This window comes from Halomonas sp. V046 (genome assembly GCF_052645355.1).
Map to the genome: position 1 here is coordinate 78052 of NZ_JBQXYF010000015.1, position 20804 is coordinate 98855.

Consider the following 20804-nt stretch of genomic DNA (forward strand, 5'->3'; position numbering starts at 1 on the left):
CCCCTGCGCTAGGCTTCATCGCCACCGGCACCGTCGGGCGCATCATTGGGGTCATCACTGTCTTGGGAAGATCGAGACATGGAAGGGTTCAGCGCCATTCGGCGATTCGCGAGCCCAGAGCCCGCCATCGCCATGCGTCGATTCGGCAGGCCAACACCATCGCCCGCCACCGCCATACGCCGGTTGGCCGCGCCGCCACCCACGCCAACGCCCGCCATCGCCATGCGCCGGTTGGGCAGCGCCACGCCGATATCACCGCCCGCCACCGCCATGCGCCGGTTGGCCACGCCGCCACCCATGCCAACGCCCGCCATCGCCATGCGCCGATTGGGCAGCGCCACGCCGATATCACCGCCCGCCACCGCCATGCGCCGGTTGGCCACGCCGCCACCCACGTCAACGCCTGCCATCGCCATGCGCCGATTGGGCAGCGCCACGCCGATATCACCGCCCGCCGCTGCCATACGCCGGTTGGCCACGCCGCCACCCACGTCAACGCCTGCCATCGCCATGCGCCGATTGGGCAGTGCCACGCCGATATCAACGCCCGCCATCGCCATGCGCCGATTGGGCAGCGCCACGCCAATATCAACGCCTGCCATCGCCATACGCCGGTTAGCGACAATGACCGGCGAAATGCCGCCGAGTGTCGATGAGGGATAACCGCCCTGAAAGATGGTGCCGGGTGAGACCGCCATACGCCGGCTGCGAAACGCGGCCATATCCTCGCCACCCAGCATCTCAACGGGCGCAGCGGCCCCGCCGGCGACACTCTCCTCGTCAGGAGTAGGCGCAAGTGGAGTCGACCGTTCGTGAAGTGCAACGAGTTGCGGATCCTGGGCCAGGTCCACAGGGAGGCCGACCGACTGCGCAAAGGCGCGGAACTCGGTAGCGAAAGCGATGCCGGTCATCAACTCATCGAACAGGATCGCCTCGAGGGCATCACCCGCCGCCTCGACATCGAGCTGCGTCACCAGCCCGATACGCATGCCACCCACCAGGCCAAAGCACCAGCCCGTCGCCGGCTGTGTTGCCATGTAGAGTAAATCTGCTGCGCGCCCGGCCAACTCCTCATCGGATACCATGGCGGTCATGGGCAGCTCCATGACAATCGATACCCCCGTGTCCAGGTGCTCTTCGTAGGTCACTGTCACCACACATTCGCCGTTATCCAGTATCAAGGAGGCGCTCATCAGCCCTCCAGAGTGCTGGAATTCATGAGACTCCTGCTCCGACTCTTCAATTTCGCTTACCGCACCAAACGCCAGCAGACTACGACATAGCACTTCGAATGGAGTGTCCATCGGATCATCTCACCCGTAGCGAGACGAGAATCTCTATCTCGCGGTACATACAGAGACAACGTTCCAGTCCATTGGCCACCGGGACGGTGTCAAACAAAATGACACACTGTCACCCTTTTTTACGCTGACTCGTCGCATCGGCGGGATCGCCATCTGCCCCCAACTCGTCACCGGTTCCCTGGGGCGTGTCTCGATACAGATACCGCCGCAAACCTCGATTCTAAAAAAACCAATAAAACCGTCCAGAGTGCCATTTCTGTGGGCAACGAAGCGCGCCCGAATTCTCCTCATATTGGGCTCGCGATCACGAGAATCCCACCTCCAGACATTCCGCGGTCGCGCTAAAAACCCATTTTCATTATTCAAAAACACTACCGTCGGGACCTCGACCCATGGCCTTTGCGTGGCGACATTTTCCAGCGAACTGAAATCGAACCCCTCGTGCTTCTCGCTCCAGAACAGGCGATCGATTTCACCATCGGCAGAAAAAGGAGCAATATAGAGCGACACGACAGAAGGAATAAACTGCGTCGAATTATCGGCAATATTCTTACGCACGTAATCGAGAATCTCGATAAAATTCTCGTCCCACAAAAAACCACCGATCAGCTCATGAACCACCACATCGGGAGGCCGGCCAACGACCAGATTCCTGATATCCTCGCAGATCACATTGACGACGTCCCCGTAGCCATTTCTTCTCGCCGACTCATCGATGCGCTCGGCAAGAGAGGACCACTCGACGGCCACCACTTCTCGGGCCCCAGATCGGGCGCTGACGAGTGAGAATATTCCGCTGCCAGCACCGACATCAAGAACCGTTGACTCGGCATCAACGGCATTCTCTATTGCGCGCGTGAATGCGTCATTTCGAACGCCATCCGACAAATAAAAACGATGCTGAACCAAATCAGACCATTTCTTCCGCTGATACTCATCGCTTAAGGCGATCACGATGCTGGCCTCCCAGAAACCACCCGAAAAACTGAGCGACTCTCATCAACACTAGCCAGCAATGACATCCTGGTATGTAGGAAAAAACACATTATAAATGTGCGCAATCACCCCATAATCTAACTCGGGCGGCGTCACACGGCTCCCAGCTCAAGATATCTGAACCAGGGAGCGATGGCGCCTCGGCCACCGCGTGCGGACATGAAATACAGGGACTGTCTGGCTGCCGCAACGAGACGGTCATCCATGCCATGTCACGATCTGAGGGCTTTCTTGACCACCTTTGGGAGAACGCGATGGCGCGCCCTAAACCCTATCGCGAAAATCCGTAGACCGCAGGCACTCGCCCCCCAATTGATCGATTCGCGTCACGCCCAGAAGCGCCATGTTGCGCTCTATTTCATCGCCAAGCAGCGAAACCGCTCGGGCGATGCCGGCCTCGCCGCCGATGGCCGCGGCGTAGTTGAAGGGCCGGCCAAGAAACACCAAGCGTGCGCCCAGCGCCAGCGCCTTGAGTACCTCGCTGCCACGCCGAAAGCCGCCGTCGATCATCACCGGGACCTCAGTGCCCACCGCGGCCAGCACCTCCGGCAGCATGCGCAGTGGCGCCACCGTCGAATCCAGCTGTCGGCCCCCATGATTGGAGACGATGAGTCCATCGGCGCCGACATCCACCGCGCGGCGAGCGTCGTCGGGGTGAAGGATGCCCTTTACCACCAGCTTGCCGGGCCACTGGCGCCTGACCTGCTCGAGGGTCGACCAGTCCAGATGCCGACGCCCGGAAAAATCCCGGTTGACGTCTTTGGCCAGCACCGCCACGCCACGTGTCGCGGCGTTGTTTTCGAAATGCGGAACACCATGGCGCCACAAGGTGCGTAGAAAGGTGCCGCACAGCCAGCGTGGGCGCATCAGGCCATCGACGGCCAAGCGCAGGCTCGGGCGCAAGGGCGACGAGAAGCCCCGACGACGGTGGTTCTCCGGATTGGGCGGGACCGCGAAATCGACGGTGACCACCAGCGTCGAAAACCCCGCTCGCCGAACTCGATCCAGCAGCGCTTCGATGTCTTCCGAGGTGGCCGGCAGGTAGGCCTGAAACCAGTCGGAGCCCCTCGGCCCCGCCAGGTCTTCCATGGGAATCAGCGACGAGCCGCTGACGATCATCGGAATGCCCGCCTCGCGTGCCGAGCGCGCCAACACCTCATCGCCGCGATACGCGCTCAGGGCGCTGATGCCCATCGGCGCGATGCCGAACGGCTGAGCGTAGCGTTCACCGAACAGCTCGACCTCGGTGGACACCGTCGAGACATCGACCAGGGCGCGGGGCAGGAAGACATAATCGTCGAAGGCCTCGCGGCTGGCCCGGGCCGTCCTGCCGTCTTCGGCGACGCTTGCCACATAGCCGTAAAGCGGGCGCGGCAGATGACGCCGCGCGGCCCGCTCGAAGTCGTCGAGGCTAAGCAATCGCTGTAAGCGCTGTTGTCTCATTCTCCGGGCCCTCCAGTGCCCTCTTCCCGCTTGTCTGTCCTTCCCGCGGCGCGGCGACAGCTCTCTGCGTTGACGGCACTCACGGGCCCACGGCCGGTCAGAGCACCGATCATATTGTCGACCGCCCGCTGGGCCATCGCATCGCGGGTCTCGTGGGTTGCCGATCCGATATGCGGCAGTGCCACGACATTATCCATGATCGCCAGCGGTGAGTCCTTGGCCAGGGGCTCCTGGGCGAACACGTCCAGGCCTGCGGCCCGGATCACACCGCCGTCGAGTGCATCGATCAGGGCCTGCTCGTCGACGACATTGCCTCGCGCCACGTTGATCAAGGCCGCGTGGGGCTGCATGAGTCCCAGCGCCTTGGCATCGATCAAATGGTGGGTGCTGTCCTGATAGGGTACGACAAGGCAGACGATATCCGCTTCGCCAAGCAGTTGCGTCAAGTCGCGCCGGCGTGCGCCGATCGCTTTCTCGAGATCGGGCTTGGGCGACGAGGCGGTATAGAGAATGCGCATGTCGAAACCCAGGGCCCCACGCCGAGCGATGGCGGCGCCGATGCGCCCGGCGCCGACGATGCCAAGGGTCTTGCCGTACACATCGGTGCCGAAGTGCTCGCGCCCGATATGCTGTGTCCAGCGCCCTTCCCGCACCAGGTTGGCAAGCTCCACTAGCCGGCGCTGGGTCGCCATGATCAGTGCAAAGGCGGTATCGGCGGTGGTCTCGGTCAGCACGTCGGGCGTATTGCAAAGCAGCACCCCTCGCCGATTCATCGCCGCTAGCGGCAGATGGTCATAGCCCACCGAAATGGTCGAGACCACCTCGAGTTTGGGCGCCTTGGACAGCATCTGCTCATCCAGCGCCAGCTTTCCGCCGATCAGTCCATGGGCCTTTTCCAGGGCGCTCAAGAAGGCGTCCCGATTGGTCTCGGTCAACTCCTCGAAGTAGTCCACCTCGGCGATGCCTTTCAGGGCTTCCAAGTGGTCCTCGCGCAGGCGCCGCAAGGCGACGATGCGTAGATGACGAGAGGGCTCACCCATGGGATACCTCCGCCAGTCCGGGCATGGCAAAGCCCATCGCCTCCAGCGATCGCACCAACTCGGCGCTGCGCCCTTCATCAAGCGCTACCAGCGGCGGGCGCACGCGCCGCCAGTCTGGCCTGGCCGAGCAGTGTGCGGTGGCGGCCTTCATCGCCGGTATCACCGGATAGCCTTCGAACAGATCGCGCAGCGCATTGAGGTCCCGCTGCCGATCCTCGGCATCGGCGGCCTGCCAGTTCGCGGCGAGCGCTGCGATCGCGGCCGGATTGACATTGGCGGTGGCGCTGATGCACCCCGCACCGCCGGCCCGCAGGGTATCGAGCAGAAAGCGCTCGCTACCGGCGTAGACCGCGAAGTCATCACCGGCGAACGCCTCGATCAGCGCCTGGGTATGGCCCCAGTCGCCACCGCTGTCCTTGATGCCGACCACGACCTCGGGAAAGGCCTCTCGCAGTCGCGCGATCAACGCCAGAGAGAGTGGCACCTGGGCTACCGGTGGGATGTGGTAGAGATAGAGGCGCAGGCGCGGGTCCGCGACCCGCTCGATGACCTCGGCGTAATAGCGGAAGAGGCCTTCGTCGCTGACGCCCTTGTAGTAGAACGGCGGCAACATCAAGACACCGGCACAGCCAAGACCGACCGCATCGCGGGTCAGTGTGACCGTGTCGGCGATGGCGCAGTGCCCGGTGCCTGGCATCAGCCGTGCCGGGTCGATGCCGCCCTCGACCAGCGCCGACAGCAGCGCCTGCTTTTCCGCCACGCTTAGCGAGTTGGCCTCGGAATTGGTACCGAATACCGCAAGGCCGATACCGTGAGACTCGAGCCAGCGCGCGTGGGCCACCAGGCGCTCGGTGTCCACCGACGAGTCGGCGCGAAACGGGGTAATAACCGGAGACCAGGCGTCTCCTTGCGCTACGTTCATGGGACTCTCCTGAGGATGGCCTGGGGTAGCGACGCGATACCGGCGCAGGGAAGGACCGCGCTCAATGCCAGGGCTCGCTGGCAAAGCGCCCCAGCGCCTCGGCATCGAAGCCGAAGCCAAGGCCCGCACGGCTTGGCAACAGCAGATTGCCGTCGGCAAACTCGAGCTGGGTATCGACCAGGCGGCGGAAGTTGAGCACCTGGTCATCGGCGAAGAACTCGACCATGCGCGCATTCGGCGCCGAGGCGACCAGGTGTACGTGCAGGTCGTGGAACCAGTGGGGGTAGACATCGACACCGAAGCTCGCCGCCGTGGCGGTGATGCGACGAAACTCGGTGATGCCGCCACAGACCGCGGCATCGGTCTGCAGGATCATCGCCGCGTCTTTCTCGAGCAGTTCCTTGAAGCGCCAGCGGCCGGCCTCGATTTCTCCGGTCGCCACCGGAATCGGCGTGCGGCTGGCCAGGCGCTGGTGGTTGTCGATATCGTCGGGACTGAACGGTTCCTCGATCCAGAACGGCGCATAGGGCTCGGCCATGCGCATGAATTCCAGCGCCGTCGGCAGGTCGCGCCACGCATTGTTGGCATCCAGCATCACCTGGATATTCGGGCCCACGGCCTCGCGAACCGCAGCGAGCCTCGCCTCCTCACCCTTCAGGTCTTCTCGGCCCACCTTCATCTTCACCGCCGTGAAGCCCTGGGCGACGTAGCCCGCCATCTCATCGCCGAGCATGGCCGGCGTCTTGCCGTCCAGGTAATACCCGCCGCTGGCGTAGGCGGGCACGCTATCAACATCACTGGCGCCCAGATACTTGTACAAAGGCAGGTCGGCGGCACGGGCGTTGCGGTCCCACAGCGCGGTGTCGAGGATGCTGATCGCCCGCATCACCGAGCCGCAGCGGCCGTGGAGCAACGACTCCTGATACATCGACTGCCACAGCCCTTCGGTGGCGTGGGCGTCGCTGCCAACCAGCACCGGGCGCAGCAGGTCGCGCACGGCGTGGGCCACGAGGCTCCCGGCGTTGTTGCCGCCATAGCAGAAGCCGATGCCGACGTGGCCATCGTCCCCCTGGACCTCGACAAGCACGTAGTCACGCTTGAAGACCTGGCGATTGGAGAAACTGGTGGGCTTGTCCAGCGGCACGCTGACGGTGCGCGCGCGAACGTCGGTGATACGCGTCATGGCGTTGTCCTTGTGGTTGGTATCGGTTTTTGGAAGAGCCTTCAGCGGTTAGCGATAAAGAGCCTTCAGCGGTTAGCGATAAAGAGCCTTCAGCGGTTAGCGATAAAGAGCCTTCAGCGATCGGCGATAAAGAGCCTTCAGCGGTTAGCGATAAAGAGCCTTCAGCGGTCGGCGATAAAGAGCCTTCAGCGGTTAGCGATAAAGAGCCTTCAGCGGTCGGCGATAAAGCGCCTCAAGCGGTCGGGCATAAATTGCCCTCAGCTATCGGCCTTGGCGCGCCGACGCAACGAACTTCCCAGCCAGCGGAAGAACGGCGTGGCCTGCAGCACAGACAGCACGGCGATGCCTAACAGCACCATGGCGATGGGGCTATCGAGGAAGATGGTCGGACTGCCCTGGCCGATCAGCATCGACTGCTGATAGCTGGTTTCCATCACCGGGCCGAGAATCAAGCCGATGACCATGGGCGCAGGAGACACCCCAGCCTTGGTCATCCAATAACCGAACAGGCCGAAGCCGAGCATCAGGCCGACCTCGAACAGGCTGTTGTTGATGGCGAAGGCACCGATGACGCACAGGGTGATGATCGCGCAGCCGACGAAGCTGTCCGGCACCTTGGTCACGCCGACGCACAGCCGGGTGAACATCAGCCCCACCCCCAGCAGGCCGACGTTGGCGAAGATCACCGCCCAGATCAGGGTGTAGGTGACGTCGCCATAGTCGGTCAGCAGGTTGGGGCCAGGCAGGATGCCTTGAACCATCAGCGCACCTAGCAGGATCGCCGTGGATGAACTGCCGGGAATGCCAAGCGCAATGGTCGGGATCAATGCCCCACCGACCACGGCGTTGTTGGCCGATTCCGGCGCCGCCACACCGGCGATATCCCCCTTGCCGAAGCGTGACTTGTCCTTGGCAAAACGCTTGGCCTCGTTGTAGGCAAACCAACTGGCGGTATCGCCCCCGGTACCCGGAATCAGCCCGGTTGCTATGCCGATCCCGCCGGAGCGCAGGATATTGGGCATCAGCTTGCGAATCTCCGCGAGCCTAGGCACCAGCCGATCGGTGATCTTGCTAGCGATCTTGTCGCTGTCGTGGGCGTTCTCGATCAGGATCAGGGCCTGGGGAATCGAAAACAGCCCGATCAGTGCCACGGTGAACTCGATACCCGAAAACAGGTTGATATTGCCAAAGGTCATGCGCGGCGTGCCGGTGATCAGATCCATGCCCACGGTGCTGAGCAACAAGCCCATGGTGCCGGACAGCAGGCCGCTGATCACCGAGCCCTGGGACAGCGAGCCGATGATGGTGATGCCGAGAACGGCGATGGCAAACAGCTCCACCGGGCCAAACTTGAGCACCAGTACCCCGAGTAGCGGCGCCGCGGTCAATAGCGCCACACCGCTCATCAAGCCACCGAAGAAGGAGGCAAACAGCGACACGCCGAGCGCCTTGCCCGCCTGTCCCTGTTGTGACAGCGGATAGCCATCCAGCACCGTCGCCGCCGCCGAGGGCGTGCCCGGGGTTCGCAGCAGAATGGCGGCAATGGAACCACCGTATGAGGCACCGACATAGAGCGAGGCCAGCATGCTCAGGCCAGTGGCGGGCTCCAGGCTGAACGTCAGCGGCAGCAGCAGGGCCAGCGCCATGGTCGCGGATAGCCCGGGCATGGCGCCGACAAAAAGGCCAAGCAGAGTACCACCGAGAATCAGCCCGATGTTGGTCAGGGTAAGCACGTTGCTCAACCCTACGAGAACGAGGGAATTGTCCATCTAGCGTTGCTCCAGGCGCCGTCCGGCGCGTCGGTGCAGGACTGAAGTGAGTCCCGGCTGGCCACGGCCTGAGTCGCCGGGTGCGAGCCTGAGACATGGAAGGATCGATCTAGAACACTGGCGGCAGTAGCGGCACGGGCAAGCCCAGAAAGCCGATAAAGACCAGGCACACCACCGTGACCAGCCCGGCGATACCGATCAGGCTGAAGCGCACCGTGACGTGGCGCACCAGCGTCAGCGACAGCGCCATGAACGCGACCGTGGCAAGCACATATCCAAGCCACGAGATGCTGGCCACGTAGACAGCGGCGAGGACGAATACCACCAGCGCCTTCCAGCGCTTGGAGGCGTCGGGCTCTGGGTGAGATGCCGCCACACGCTCCCCCTCTTCGGGAACTCCCGGCGGCACCTCACGCTTCCCGACGACAGCGTCTTGCTGGCGCTGACGTGAGCCCCCGACGAGTTCCTGAGCGATCATCCCGGCGCCCAGCAGACCCACGACCACGGAATAGATCAGCGGCATCTTGGCCGCGGCACTTGGATAGCCAAGCGCCGTGATCCCGAAGGTGGCCGCCACCCCGATGGCAAAAAGACCAAAGACCAGACGGCTGAGGTTCATGCGCATCTCCTCTGTTGTCGAAGACTCATGACTGGTGATTCATGACCGAGCCCCCGGGTCTGAACATCCACAAACGACCACCTCTGATGGAGTATCCAGGCTCGTGAAGAATCATGGGTGGACGCCATTTGCGCTGGCAAAGGCCCTCGGTCGAGCCTCCGCTCAGCGCTTGCGACTCCGCCACGACGAGACGTTTGTCGGCTCACCTCAGCCGTTGATGTCGTCCTTCACGTCGGCCCAGATCTGCTCGAATTGAACCTCCATGTCCTCGATCATCTGGCGATAGTCATCGCCGGTCTGAATATCGAGGTTCATGGCGCGCTCTTCGGCGACCTTCTTGAACTCCTCGTTGGACTTGAGCGCGTCGAAGGCCTCGATCAGCTCCTGACGAGCCTCCTCGGGAATGCCCGCGGGCGCGCTGTAGCCCCGCGAAGAGCCCGCCACCACCTCGATGCCCTTCTCGCTCAGCGTGGGAACATCCGGCAGCATCGATACCCGCTCCTTGGCGAATACGGCGAGCGGACGCAGGCTGCCGGACTGGATATGCCCGTAGACGTTGCCGAGGTTGTTGAAGCTGGCATCGATCTGACCGCCCATGGCGGCCGTAGCCGAAGGTCCATCGCCCTGGAACGGCACCTTCTGGAACGATAGCCCGGTGGCCTGCTCGATCAGAATGGTCGAGAAGAAGTCATCGCCACCGACGCCTGAGTTGCCCACCGTCACCGTGCCGGGGCTTTCCTCCGCGGCCGCCAGGAAGTCCTCGACGGTCTCGAAGGGACTGTCGGCGGGCACAACGATGATGCCCGGGTCGGTGACCACATTGGCGATCGGCGTCAGCTCCTGCACCGAGTAGGTGATGCTGTCGTTCATGATGTAGTTGGTCATCAGCATCGGCGTATTGGTGATGCTGATGGTGGCTCCGTCGGCATCGGTCTGCTTGGCCAGGCGCGTCCAGGCAATCGCGCCGGTAGCGCCGGGCAAATACTCATTGATGAAATCGACGCCCAGCGATTCACGCAGGAAAGGCTGGGTCAGCTGTGCCAGGGCATCGCTGCCCCCACCCGCCTTGAACCCCTGCAGTACCTTGATCTCATCGCTTACCGAATAGTCGGCCAGGGCTAGCCCCGGCAGCATCAGGCTGGACATTGCGATGGCGGCGTATGCTCCACATTTTTTCATTGGGTAGGCCCTCTAGTGCTGTTGTCGTTGTCTTGCACCCTGTCAGCGCAGCGCCGTTGGCGTCGCGCTGGCGTCCTGCTCTCGATGTTCCTTCGCTCCTTCGCTCCTTCCTTCTTTCTTCGTGCAGCAGTTCTCTTTTCTCTTCTCCGTTTCTCCCCCCCTGGCGCTCTCCGAAGACGCACCAGCCGTGGGCGAGTCGTGGCTGCTTGAATCAACCTAGTAGATCGATAACAAAATTGTCAATAATCTTGTCAATTATGATTTATCGGCCTAGCCTCTGTCAGGAAAGGCGGGAACGAAACGGCTGGCGGTCGCTTCCGTGAAGGAATGCCGACAACGTCGCCGCCCCCGTACTGGCCGAGAGGACCTCAGCAGCCAGCCACGCCGACTAGCCATGCGAACGCCGCGACCGATACGAGGACGATGAGATGAGTCAGGATTTCGACAACAACAAGGCCAACAGCAAGCCCGATACCGAGTCCAACACCGAGTCCAACACCAAGGGCATGTCCAACCGCCTGACCAACTACGGTGACGCCAACTTCTCGCTGTTCTTGCGCAAGGCATTCATCAAGGGCATGGGCTACACCGACGATGCCCTTTCACGCCCGGTCATCGGCATCGCCAACACCTACAGCGGCTACAACGCCTGCCACGGCAATGTTCCGGGGCTGGTGGAGAGCGTGAAGCGCGGGGTGATGCTGGCCGGTGGGCTCCCGGTCGACTTCCCGACCATCACCCTGCACGAGTCCTTCGCCCACCCCACCAGCATGTACCTGCGCAACCTCATGGCGCTCGATACCGAGGAGATGATCCGTGCTCAACCGATGGATGCGGTGGTACTGATCGGCGGCTGTGACAAGACGGTGCCGGCCCAGTTGATGGCCGCCGCCAGCGCAGGAGTGCCCACCGTGCAGGTGGTCACGGGGCCGATGCTGTCGGGGTCCCACCGTGGCGTACGGGTCGGCGCCTGTACCGACTGCCGACGTTACTGGGCGGCCTACCGCGGGGAAGACATCGATGAAAACGAGATCAATGAGGTCAACGACAAACTCGTACCCACCGTCGGCACCTGCTCGGTGATGGGCACGGCCAGCACCATGGCGTGCCTGGCCGAGACGCTTGGCATCATGTTGCCCAACAGCGCCTCGGCACCGGCGGTCTACGCCGACCGTCTGCGGATCGCCGAACAGTCCGGCGCCGAGGCGGTGCGTGTGGCTCGCGAGGGGGTGACGCCCGACCAGATCCTCACCCCCGACGCCTTCGAGAACGCCCTGCGCGTGCTGCTGGCACTCGGCGGCTCGACCAATGCGCTGATTCATCTCACCGCCATGGCCGGACGCCTTGGCATCGACATCGATCTCGACGCCTTCGACCAGATGAGTCGAGAGACGCCGGTGCTGGTCGACCTGAAGCCATCGGGGGAAGGTTACATGGAGGACTTGCACCGCGCCGGTGGCCTGCCGACCCTGCTACGCGAACTACGCCCGCTGCTGCATCTCGACGCCATGACCATCAATGGCCGCACTCTCGGTGAGAACATCGAGGCCGCGGTCCATCTCGTCGACCAACAGGTCGTGCGTCCTTTATCGAGCCCGGTCTATGCCCAGGGCGGCATCGCGGTGCTGCGCGGTAACCTGGCCCCGAGAGGCGCCATCATCAAGCAGTCTGCTGCCTCGCCGGAATTGATGACGCACCGGGGGCGCGCCGTGGTCTTCCGGTCATTGGAAGATCTGGCCGAGCGTATCGATGCGCCGGACCTGGACGTGCGCGCCGACGACGTGCTGGTGCTGCAGAACATCGGGCCCAAGGGCGCCCCCGGCATGCCCGAGGCCGGCTACATTCCGATTCCCAAGAAGCTTGCGGCCCAAGGCGTCAAGGACATGGTCAGGATCTCGGATGGCCGCATGAGCGGCACCGCGGCCGGCACCATCGTGTTGCATGTTTCCCCGGAATCGGCCGAGGGCGGACCGCTCGGACTGGTGCGCGATGGTGATACCATCAGCCTCGACGTGGCGGCGAACCGACTCGAACTCGAGGTCGAACAAGCCACGCTCGAGGCGAGGCGCCGCGAGGCAGCCACGCCGAATGGCCAGGGCGAACCGATTCTCGGCTACCGGCGACTGTTTATGGAGCAGATTCTGCAGGCCGAAGAAGGCTGTGACTTTCGCGTCTGTCGCCCAAGCCCGCGCTGCCGCGTGCCGAGCGTCAAGCTCACGGGCAACCGATAACCCCGGGTCGACGAGCGCGAGTCGTTGCCGGAAGCCGATAAACGCCACCCGATGAACCCGAGCGCCGCACTTGGTAGACTGAGCGGGAAACGCCGAACAGGCCACATGATCTCGTGGCCTGTTCGCCCCGTCGAGGATCGCAGGGGAAGCGACCATGAGCCAAACGATCACCGCCAGCCCTTCTGCTGCCAACACCGCGTCCAACGCCATCACCGGCGTCGATGACATCGTCGGCGCCGTCGAGGAAGACATCGTGCTTGGCCGATTGCACCCCAAGGAGCGCTTGGTCGAGGAGGACTTGATCGAGCGCTTCGCCTGCAAACGCCACGTCGTCAGGCAAGCACTGTTCCAGCTCGAGAGCATCGGACTGGTCGAGCGCATCAAGAATCGCGGTGCCTTCGTCAAGGCTTACACCGCCGAGGAGGTCGAGAACCTCTACGCCATGCGTGAAATCCTGGAGCTGTCCGGCGTCGAGGCCCTGCCGCTCCCGGCCCCACAGGAGTGGCTCGCCGAGCTCGAGGCCATTCACCAGCGCTACAGCGCCGCCGTCGATGCCCACGACCTCCGCCGGGTCTTTCACCTCAATATTGCATTTCATCGCACGCTCTTCGCGGCCAGCGGCAATCCTTACCTTTGCCAGACCATCAACGACTTCGCCCAGATGGCCCACGGTATTCGCTTCATCGCCATTGCCGACAGCGCCAGCCTGTTCCAGGCCCGACACGAACACCACGCCATGCTCGAGGCCATTCGAGACGAAGACCGAGCCCGGCTGCGCGAGCTGTGTCGCGCCCATCTACTGCCGTCCAAGAACCGCTACCTGCGGCTCTATCAGCAGGCTTTTTCCGAGTCATCGACGGCGCCATAACGCTCCAAGGGTTGCCGCTCGGTGGTCGTCAGGCGCCGTGGCTCACCGCCAGCACCGCGCTCACTCGGTGTCGAGACAGGCCCCCCGCGCCACATCCCACGACAACCGAATGTGCTCTTCGAGTAGCTCCCTGGCGCCGTGAATATGACGGTCCAGCGCGAGCTGGACCAACTGGCCGTGCTGGGCGTCGAGCCGTTCTCGGATGGCTGGGTTACCCGGCGCAAGGCGCCGATAGCGATCGAACTGGTCATGCAACTGCTCGATGAACCGCAGCAGCCAATGGGAACCACAGGGCGCCAGCAGGGTACGGTGAAACCGCAGGTGCGCCTGCTCCCACTGTTCGATTTCCTTGGGCACCTGGTCGGCGCGCGTCAGCCGGTGGCTCGCCGCCAGCAGTTGCGACTCCCACTCGGCATCGCCCTGCTGAAAGGCCTGGGTCAGCGCCATGCACTCGAGCTGCATGCGCAGCCTGGCGATATCCTCAAGTTCACCGTCGGACAGTGGCGGCACGCGAAAGCCGCGCTGGTTATGCTGCTCGAGCAGGCCATAGGCGGCCAGCCGGTTGAGCGCTTCGCGCAGCGGGCTAAGTCCGACGTCGTAATGCTCCTTCAAGGCGCTGATGGCCAGTTTCTCACCGGCGACGAAACGCCCGCGAATCAGGTCACGTTTCAAGGCATCGAAGATCTGGGTCGCCGCGGTCGCGCTGGAACCGAGGCTGAGGGAGGTGGAGTCCACCGGGTTGGGCGCTGTCATATCACCGCTCTCAGGGATCAGAGTGCAGGGTACGTCGCCGATTGACGTTCGCCAAGCGCTAGGTCATAGTCGACATAGAAAATCGATTATTCCATTAGTAGACGATTTTTCTTACAACAATCGAGATATCACAGCAGTGCTGCGTGACCATCTCATACAACAAACCTTGCCTTTCTCGCACATCTGCCCGCCAATGCTGCTCTCGATGGCCGCCCGGTCGCTCTGACCCTGGTCGGCGGGCGCAGGACAGACATCGCGGGCGAGGCACAAGGCACCGCCCTACGGAACCCCGTCATGGCCCATACTCCCGACCTCGACGCCTCGTCACCGAACCCACCACCACAGTCCGACGACCAGATGTCACCGCCTCGCCAGCTCGGTGGTCGCCGCCACTTGATTCTGCTCACCGTCGCGATCGGCAGCCTGCTGATCGCCATCATGGCGCTCAAGATCCCCACGGCGGTGGCGCTGATTGTCTCCGGTAGCCTGGCCATGACGCTGTGTCTGGCCTGGGGCGTGCCCTGGGCGAGGCTCGAAGCCGACCTGCTCGCCGGCATTCAATCCATGCTAGTGCCGATCCTGATTCTGATGTGCGTGGGCATGATGGTCGGCGTATGGATGCTCTCGGGTACCATTCCGGCCATGGTCACCCTCGGCCTGAAGTCACTATCGCCGGGACTGTTCCTGGTCGTTGCCTGCCTGTCGTGTTCGCTGATGTCGATCATGGCCGGCACGTCCTGGGGCACCCTCAGCACCATCGGCGTGGCCTTGATGGGCGTGGCAGTGGGGCTTGGCGTGCCGCCGGCCTATGCCGCGGGCGCCATCATCACCGGCACCTTCTTCGGCGACAAGATGTCGCCGCTGTCCGATACCACGGTCATGGCCTCGGCGGTGTGCGAAGTGAATATCGTCACCCATATCAAGCACATGCTCTACACCACTCTGCCCGCGTACCTGATCGCCCTGGTGGTCTACGCCTGGCTCGGCGCCGGCGTGGCCAATGACGCATCCGGCATCGGTGGCGAAACTCAGACCATCGTCGACACCATCGCGGGTCTGTTCAGCACCAACCTGATCACCCTGCTGCCGCCGGTGGTGGTCTTCGGCTGCATCCTGCTCAAGAAGCCGGTGTTACCGTCCTTTATGCTCGGCATCGCCAGTGGTGCCCTGATCGCCCTGCTGCTGCAAGGCGCATCGCTTGGCGAAATCGGCCGCGCCATGAACGGCGGCTACAGCGTCGATACCGGCGTTGCCATGGTCGACAACATGCTCTCCCGCGGGGGGCTACAGGGCATGATGTCCACGGTGGCGGTGCTGATCGCGGCCTCGGTGCTCGGCACGCCGTTCAAGAGCGCCGGTACCCTGGACGCGGCCATCGCCTATCTGGCCAAGCGCCACGCCGGCCGTCGCCATGTCCTCGGCGGTTCCATGGCCCTGCATAGCCTGGCGTTTCTGCTCACCGGCAGCTACTACGTCACCTTCTCGCTGCTCGGCCCGATGCTGCGACCACTGGTCGCCGGCAGCGGCGCCGAGACCAAGAACCTGTCGCGCATCCTCGAAGACACCGGCACCACCCTGTCGCCGCTGGTGCCCTGGGGCGTCACCGGCGCCTTCACCGCCGCGACCCTGGGCGTGGCCACCGCCGACTTCTTCCTCTACGCCATACTCTGCTACGGCGCGATCCTGTTCTCGCTATTCTATGTGGTGACCGGTATCGGTCTCGGCCAGCGTCCCGTGCGAAGCACCGGCGCCCAACAGGCCTAGACTTGTGGAGTGGGCTTTCGGGGCTGATGCCCTGTGAGCCCCGCCCCGTGAACCCCGGGGCGCTTCGGCATGCAGGGAGCAATTTCCCTCACGCCATTGACGCCCCTGACGAGGCACGGCATAGTCCCATCACATAAAATCGATTTTTTTCACAATACCGATTTCACATTTTCGGAGTCGTCATGACGTCCCTGGCAAACCGCCCCTATCCCGACAGCACCCCCTATCCGTCTCGCCGCAGCCCCACCTATGCTCGCCATGGCATGGTGGCGGCATCGCAGCCCCAGGCAGCCCAGGTCGGGCGCGATATGCTCGCCATGGGTGGCAATGCCGTGGATGCGGCCATCGCCACCGCCGCGGCGCTGACGGTGGTCGAACCCACCGGCTGCGGCATCGGCGGTGACGCCTTCGCCCTGGTCTGGATCGCCAGCGACGGCGACGGCAATGGCGAGCTGCATGGGCTGAACGCCAGTGGCACCGCCCCCGCCGCCCTGACCCGGGAAGCCGTCCTGGCCCAGGGCCACACGGACGTACCGCTCTATGGCTGGACGCCGGTCACCGTGCCGGGCACGCCATCGGCCTGGGCGGAGCTCTCGCGACGCTTCGGCAAGCTCGACTTCACCACCCTGCTGGCGCCGGCCATTCGTCTGGCCCGGGAGGGCTTCCCGGTATCGCCGGTGATCGCGAGCCTGTGGCAGCGCGACACGGCGAACTTCGAGCGCCACCTGGAAGGTGACGCAACACGGGCATGGTTTGACACCTTCACCGTGGACGGCCGCGCCCCCGAGGCCGGCCAATGGTTCCGCTGCGAGGACCAAGCGCAAACGCTGGAAGCCATCGCCAACAGCGGTGCCGAGAGTTTTTATCGGGGAGAGCTCGCCGAGCGCATTGACGCCTTTTCGCGCGATACCGGTGGCTACCTGCGCAAGGAAGATCTGGCCGGCTATCACCCGGAGTGGGTCACGCCGATCTCGGCACGCTACCGCGACGTCGACGTCTGGGAAATTCCGCCCAACGGCCAGGGCCTGGTCGCGCTGATGGCGCTGCGTCTGCTCGATGGCTACGCGCCATCGCACCGCGATGACCCCGAGCTGCTGCACCGCCAGCTCGAGGCCATGAAGCTCGCCTACACCGACGGCAAGGCCCACATCAGCGAACCGGCGGCCATGACCTACTCAGTCGAGCAGCTCCTGTCAGACGCCTACACCGAAAAGCGCCGTGCGCTGATCGGTAACACCGCCATTAGTCCCGAAGCGGGCAAGCCCAACGCCGGCGGCACCGTGTACCTGGCCACCGCCGATGGCGATGGCAACATGGTGTCATTCATCCAAAGCAACTATCACGGCTTCGGCTCCGGCGTCGTCGTGCCCGGTACCGGCATCGCCCTGCAGAACCGCGGCCACGACTTCAGCCTCGACGAAGCCCACGACAACTGCCTCGTCCCGGGCAAGAAGACCTTCCATACCATCATTCCGGGTTTCTTGACCCGGGCCGGCAAGGCCATGGGGCCATTCGGCGTGATGGGCGGCTTCATGCAGCCCCAGGGACACGTCCAGGTGGTCATGAACCTGGTCGACTTCGGCCTCAATCCCCAGGCCGCGCTCGACGCCCCGCGCTGGCAGTGGATGGGCGACAAGACCATCGGTATCGAGCACGGCTACCCACCGCAACTGGTGCGCGCCATGCTCGCCCGCGGACATGCCATGAAGGTCGACGCCGACAGCCGCAGCTATGGCCGCGGCCAGGTGATCCTGCGCGATCCTGACAGTGGCATCTACTGCGGCGGCACCGAGCCCCGCACCGATGCCACCATCGCGGTGCTGTGATGGCAACGCCTTCCGTCCTGTCCACCCAGGCCGAGCTGTTCATGGCCTTCTTTCGCATCGGCATCTTCGGCTTCGGCGGCGGCCCGTCGATGATTCCCCTGGTGCATCAGGAGGTGGTCAAGCGCCACGCCTGGATGGATGACGATGCCTTCGCCGATGTGCTCGCCATCGGCAACACCTTGCCCGGTCCCATCGCCACCAAGATGGCTGGCTATATCGGCTTTCGCGTCGCCGGCACACTCGGCGCCATCATCGCCGTGGTGGCGGTCATCGTGCCGGTCATCGTGGCCATGATCGCCGTGCTTGGCCTCTATGGCCGCTACGGTGACCAACGCTGGGTCCAGGGCATGGGCCAGGGCGTGGTGCCGGTGGTCATGGTGATGATGGCCCAGCTGACGCTGGACTTCTTTCACAAGTCGCGAGCTGGGCTCGGCGTGATCGCGACCCTGATCATGGGTGCCGTCGCCGGCGGTCTGATCTACGGGCTCGGCGTCCACCCGGGCCTGGTCATCGGCGCCATCCTGGTAGCCGCGCTGCTAAGGCCCGACCCCGATGCCAAGCAGCGCCGCGCCGACGCCAACAAGGAGACCGCCCGATGATCTACTGGCAACTGTTCCTGGCGTTCTTCGTGCCCAATATCGTCGGCTATGGTGGCGGCCCCGCGATCATTCCACTGATCGAGAACGAGGTGGTCGGCAACTACGGCTGGATGACCCACCAGGCCTTCGCCGAGACCCTGGCGCTGGGCAATGCCCTGCCCAGCCCCATCGCCACCAAGATGGCCGGCTACATCGGCTATGACGTGGCGGGCGCCGGCGGGGCATTCGTCGCGGTACTGGCCACCGTCGGGCCGTCGCTGCTGTTGATGCTCGCCGCCCTCGGCACGCTCTACCGCTATCGCGACTCGATCAAGGTCAAGTCGATGAGCCAGTGGGTGCGTCCGGTGGTCATGGTGCTGATGGCCTACCTGACCTGGAGTTTCCTGCGCGAGGGCATGGCGAGCTCGGGGCTGATACATACCCTGATCATCGCCGCCGTCGCCGCCGGGCTACTCCTCAAGACCCGCGTTCACCCGGCGCTGGTCGTGTGCTTCGGTCTCGGCTATGGCGCCCTGCTGCTGGGGTAACGGCTCAAGACCCGCGGTCACCCGGCGCTGGTCGTGTGCTTCGGTCTCGGCTATGGCACTGGGCTACCGGGGTAACGGCTCAAGACCCGCGGTCACCCGGCGCTGGTCGTGTGCTTCGGTCTCGGCTATGACGCCCAGCTGCTGGGGTAACGGTTCAAGACCCGCGTTCACCGGGCGCTGCCAAGGCCGCCCGGACCCAGGGGCGACCCTAAGGCGCTCCGCTTCAACACCAAATGCCGATCAACAAGGACAACACCCATGAAAACAAACACCTACATCACTCTTGGCCTGGCACTGGCCGGCATCGGCTGCGCCGCCACCTCCGTCGCCATTGCCCAGGACGATGCCTTCCCCGACAAGCCCGTCGAATTCATCGTGCCCTGGTCGCCGGGCGGCGGCAGCGACACCCTGATGCGCCTGGTCTCTGCCCATGCCGAGGAGTATCTCGGCGAGGCCATGCCGGTGATCAACATGCCCGGTGTCAGCGGCACCACTGGCCTCAAGGAGTTGGCCCGTCGCGACGCCGATGGCTACACCGTGGGCCAGGTGCACGAGGGCTTGATGGTGGCTCACCACACCGGACTCACGGCACAGAACTGGGACGACTTCGAACCGGTGGCCGCGGTCACCCAATCGCCCCAATACCTGACCGTCAACGCCGACAGCCCCTACACCACCTATCAGGAGTTCGTCGAGTACGCCAAGGCCAATCCTGGCGAGATCCGCTTCGGCGTGACCCTCGGCGGCGTGCCCCACGTCCACGCCGCCATGATGGAAGACGCCGAAGACCTGTCGTTCCGCTACGTCGGCTTCGAAGGCACCGGTCCGCGCATCCGGGCGCTGGTCGGTGGCCACATCGATGCCGCCATCGGCGATATCTCCTCGAGCGGCGAGTTCGTCAAGAACGGTGACCTGCGCTTTCTGGCGGTGGGAAGCGCCGAGCGTCAGGAGGTGACGCCAGATGTGCCGACCTTTACAGAGCTAGGTCATGACGACCTCAAGCTCAACATCGTGCGGGGGATTCTCGCGCCGAAAGGCACGCCGGCCGATCGCATCGCCACCCTGGCCAGCGACTTCGAGGCCATGAGCCAGAATGAAGACTTCATCACCGCGGTCAACAACGCCGGCGCCAGCGTCGTCTTCGAAGGCCCCGAGGCCTTCGGCGACTACCTGGAGACCACCGACGCCACCATCGAACGCCTCGCCGGGAAGCTGGCACGATGAGCTCGCCCACCTCGACCCGCTCCCCTCAGGGGGAGCGGTCCAGCGAAAACACCGGTCGCAGCGGACCGCTGGCGCATCTGATCTTGAACGCCACGCTGGCCGCTGTGTTCGCCATCCTGTTTGTGCGCGCCGGCGCGCTGCCATCGTCGATGTGGGAGCCGCTCGGTTCCGGCAGTTTCCCGCGCCTGGTGCTGGCCGCCCTGGTGGCGATCAACCTGGCCCTCATCCTCAAGGAGGCCCGCACCTTCGCCGCCTTGGCACCGGCCGAGAAGGGCCTGGTGGGGCGCTGGTGCTGGCGTCATCGCCTGGCGTTCGGTGTGCTGGCCCTGTTCAGCCTCTACATTCTCGCCGTGCCCATGCTCGGCTTCGCCCTGGCATCTCTTGGCTTCCTGCTGGCCGGCCAGTGGCTGCTCGGCGCTCGATCGGGCAAGGCCCTGCTCATCGGCCTGGTGGTCGCCCTGGTGTTCTCGTTCGGCGTCGACACGCTGTTTCGTGACGTTTTCGTGATCAGCCTGCCGCGCGGCCTGCTGGGCTAACGACTCGACTGTGGGAGATTA

Annotated in this window: 18 protein-coding genes; 8 read left to right on the forward strand and 10 right to left on the reverse strand. The window is 63.9% G+C overall.

The window, feature by feature from the left end:
• Nucleotides 1-8 precede the first annotated feature (8 nt).
• The 9 genes from ACUN9Y_RS18645 to ACUN9Y_RS18685 form a co-directional block, all read right to left on the reverse strand.
• Nucleotides 9-1304, reverse strand: coding sequence for a hypothetical protein (locus tag ACUN9Y_RS18645; RefSeq protein ID WP_445462229.1), 1296 nt, complete (start codon nt 1302-1304; stop codon nt 9-11).
• 33 nt (nt 1305-1337) lie between these two features.
• A complete protein-coding gene (locus tag ACUN9Y_RS18650) occupies nt 1338-2258 on the reverse strand; it encodes a 50S ribosomal protein L11 methyltransferase (RefSeq protein ID WP_445462230.1) in 921 nt (306 codons plus the stop codon).
• A 306-nt stretch (nt 2259-2564) separates the two neighbouring features.
• Nucleotides 2565-3743 carry an alpha-hydroxy acid oxidase gene (locus tag ACUN9Y_RS18655; protein WP_445462231.1) on the reverse strand — a complete coding sequence of 393 codons (1179 nt, stop codon included), beginning with the start codon at nt 3741-3743 and terminating at the stop codon, nt 2565-2567.
• Nucleotides 3740-4783: a 2-hydroxyacid dehydrogenase gene (locus ACUN9Y_RS18660; protein WP_445462232.1), complete on the reverse strand. Its 1044-nt coding sequence runs from the start codon at nt 4781-4783 to the stop codon at nt 3740-3742. Before ACUN9Y_RS18660 ends, ACUN9Y_RS18655 begins: the two co-directional genes overlap by 4 nt.
• Complete coding sequence (locus ACUN9Y_RS18665) at nt 4776-5705, reverse strand: dihydrodipicolinate synthase family protein (RefSeq protein WP_445462233.1); 930 nt, start codon at nt 5703-5705, stop codon at nt 4776-4778. The genes ACUN9Y_RS18660 and ACUN9Y_RS18665 overlap by 8 nt, the downstream gene beginning before the upstream one ends.
• Nucleotides 5706-5766: 61 nt before the next feature.
• Complete coding sequence (locus ACUN9Y_RS18670) at nt 5767-6888, reverse strand: mandelate racemase/muconate lactonizing enzyme family protein (protein ID WP_445462234.1); 1122 nt, start codon at nt 6886-6888, stop codon at nt 5767-5769.
• A 257-nt stretch (nt 6889-7145) separates the two neighbouring features.
• Nucleotides 7146-8657 carry a tripartite tricarboxylate transporter permease gene (locus ACUN9Y_RS18675; RefSeq protein WP_445462235.1) on the reverse strand — a complete coding sequence of 504 codons (1512 nt, stop codon included), beginning with the start codon at nt 8655-8657 and terminating at the stop codon, nt 7146-7148.
• A 109-nt stretch (nt 8658-8766) separates the two neighbouring features.
• A complete protein-coding gene (locus ACUN9Y_RS18680; protein WP_445462236.1) occupies nt 8767-9276 on the reverse strand; it encodes a tripartite tricarboxylate transporter TctB family protein in 510 nt (169 codons plus the stop codon).
• Nucleotides 9277-9483: 207 nt separating this feature from the next.
• Entirely contained in the window at nt 9484-10422 is a 939-nt protein-coding gene (locus ACUN9Y_RS18685) for a tripartite tricarboxylate transporter substrate binding protein (RefSeq protein ID WP_445462237.1), read from the reverse strand.
• Between the two features lie 461 nt (nt 10423-10883).
• Here ACUN9Y_RS18685 and ACUN9Y_RS18690 point away from each other — a divergent pair, with 461 nt between their 5' ends.
• Nucleotides 10884-12686: an IlvD/Edd family dehydratase gene (locus tag ACUN9Y_RS18690; RefSeq protein WP_445462238.1), complete on the forward strand. Its 1803-nt coding sequence runs from the start codon at nt 10884-10886 to the stop codon at nt 12684-12686.
• A 154-nt stretch (nt 12687-12840) separates the two neighbouring features.
• Nucleotides 12841-13554, forward strand: coding sequence for a GntR family transcriptional regulator (locus ACUN9Y_RS18695; RefSeq protein ID WP_445462239.1), 714 nt, complete (start codon nt 12841-12843; stop codon nt 13552-13554).
• A gap of 60 nt (nt 13555-13614) precedes the next feature.
• Here the strand turns inward: ACUN9Y_RS18695 and ACUN9Y_RS18700 are convergent, their stop codons facing one another.
• The gene (locus ACUN9Y_RS18700) at nt 13615-14307 is read right to left on the reverse strand and encodes a GntR family transcriptional regulator (protein ID WP_445462240.1); all 693 of its coding nucleotides are present in this window, start codon (nt 14305-14307) and stop codon (nt 13615-13617) included.
• 294 nt (nt 14308-14601) lie between these two features.
• Here ACUN9Y_RS18700 and ACUN9Y_RS18705 point away from each other — a divergent pair, with 294 nt between their 5' ends.
• The 6 genes from ACUN9Y_RS18705 to ACUN9Y_RS18730 all read left to right on the forward strand — a co-directional run bounded on the left by ACUN9Y_RS18705 (nt 14602) and on the right by ACUN9Y_RS18730 (nt 20783).
• Complete coding sequence (locus ACUN9Y_RS18705) at nt 14602-16071, forward strand: Na+/H+ antiporter NhaC family protein (RefSeq protein WP_445462241.1); 1470 nt, start codon at nt 14602-14604, stop codon at nt 16069-16071.
• Between the two features lie 182 nt (nt 16072-16253).
• A complete protein-coding gene (locus ACUN9Y_RS18710; RefSeq protein WP_445462242.1) occupies nt 16254-17897 on the forward strand; it encodes a gamma-glutamyltransferase family protein in 1644 nt (547 codons plus the stop codon).
• Nucleotides 17897-18496 carry a chromate transporter gene (locus ACUN9Y_RS18715; protein WP_445462243.1) on the forward strand — a complete coding sequence of 200 codons (600 nt, stop codon included), beginning with the start codon at nt 17897-17899 and terminating at the stop codon, nt 18494-18496. Before ACUN9Y_RS18710 ends, ACUN9Y_RS18715 begins: the two co-directional genes overlap by 1 nt.
• The gene (locus ACUN9Y_RS18720) at nt 18493-19023 is read left to right on the forward strand and encodes a chromate transporter (RefSeq protein ID WP_445462244.1); all 531 of its coding nucleotides are present in this window, start codon (nt 18493-18495) and stop codon (nt 19021-19023) included. The genes ACUN9Y_RS18715 and ACUN9Y_RS18720 overlap by 4 nt, the downstream gene beginning before the upstream one ends.
• Nucleotides 19024-19281: 258 nt before the next feature.
• A complete protein-coding gene (locus ACUN9Y_RS18725; protein WP_445462245.1) occupies nt 19282-20247 on the forward strand; it encodes a Bug family tripartite tricarboxylate transporter substrate binding protein in 966 nt (321 codons plus the stop codon).
• Nucleotides 20244-20783 carry a tripartite tricarboxylate transporter TctB family protein gene (locus ACUN9Y_RS18730; RefSeq protein ID WP_445462246.1) on the forward strand — a complete coding sequence of 180 codons (540 nt, stop codon included), beginning with the start codon at nt 20244-20246 and terminating at the stop codon, nt 20781-20783. Before ACUN9Y_RS18725 ends, ACUN9Y_RS18730 begins: the two co-directional genes overlap by 4 nt.
• Nucleotides 20784-20804 lie beyond the last annotated feature (21 nt).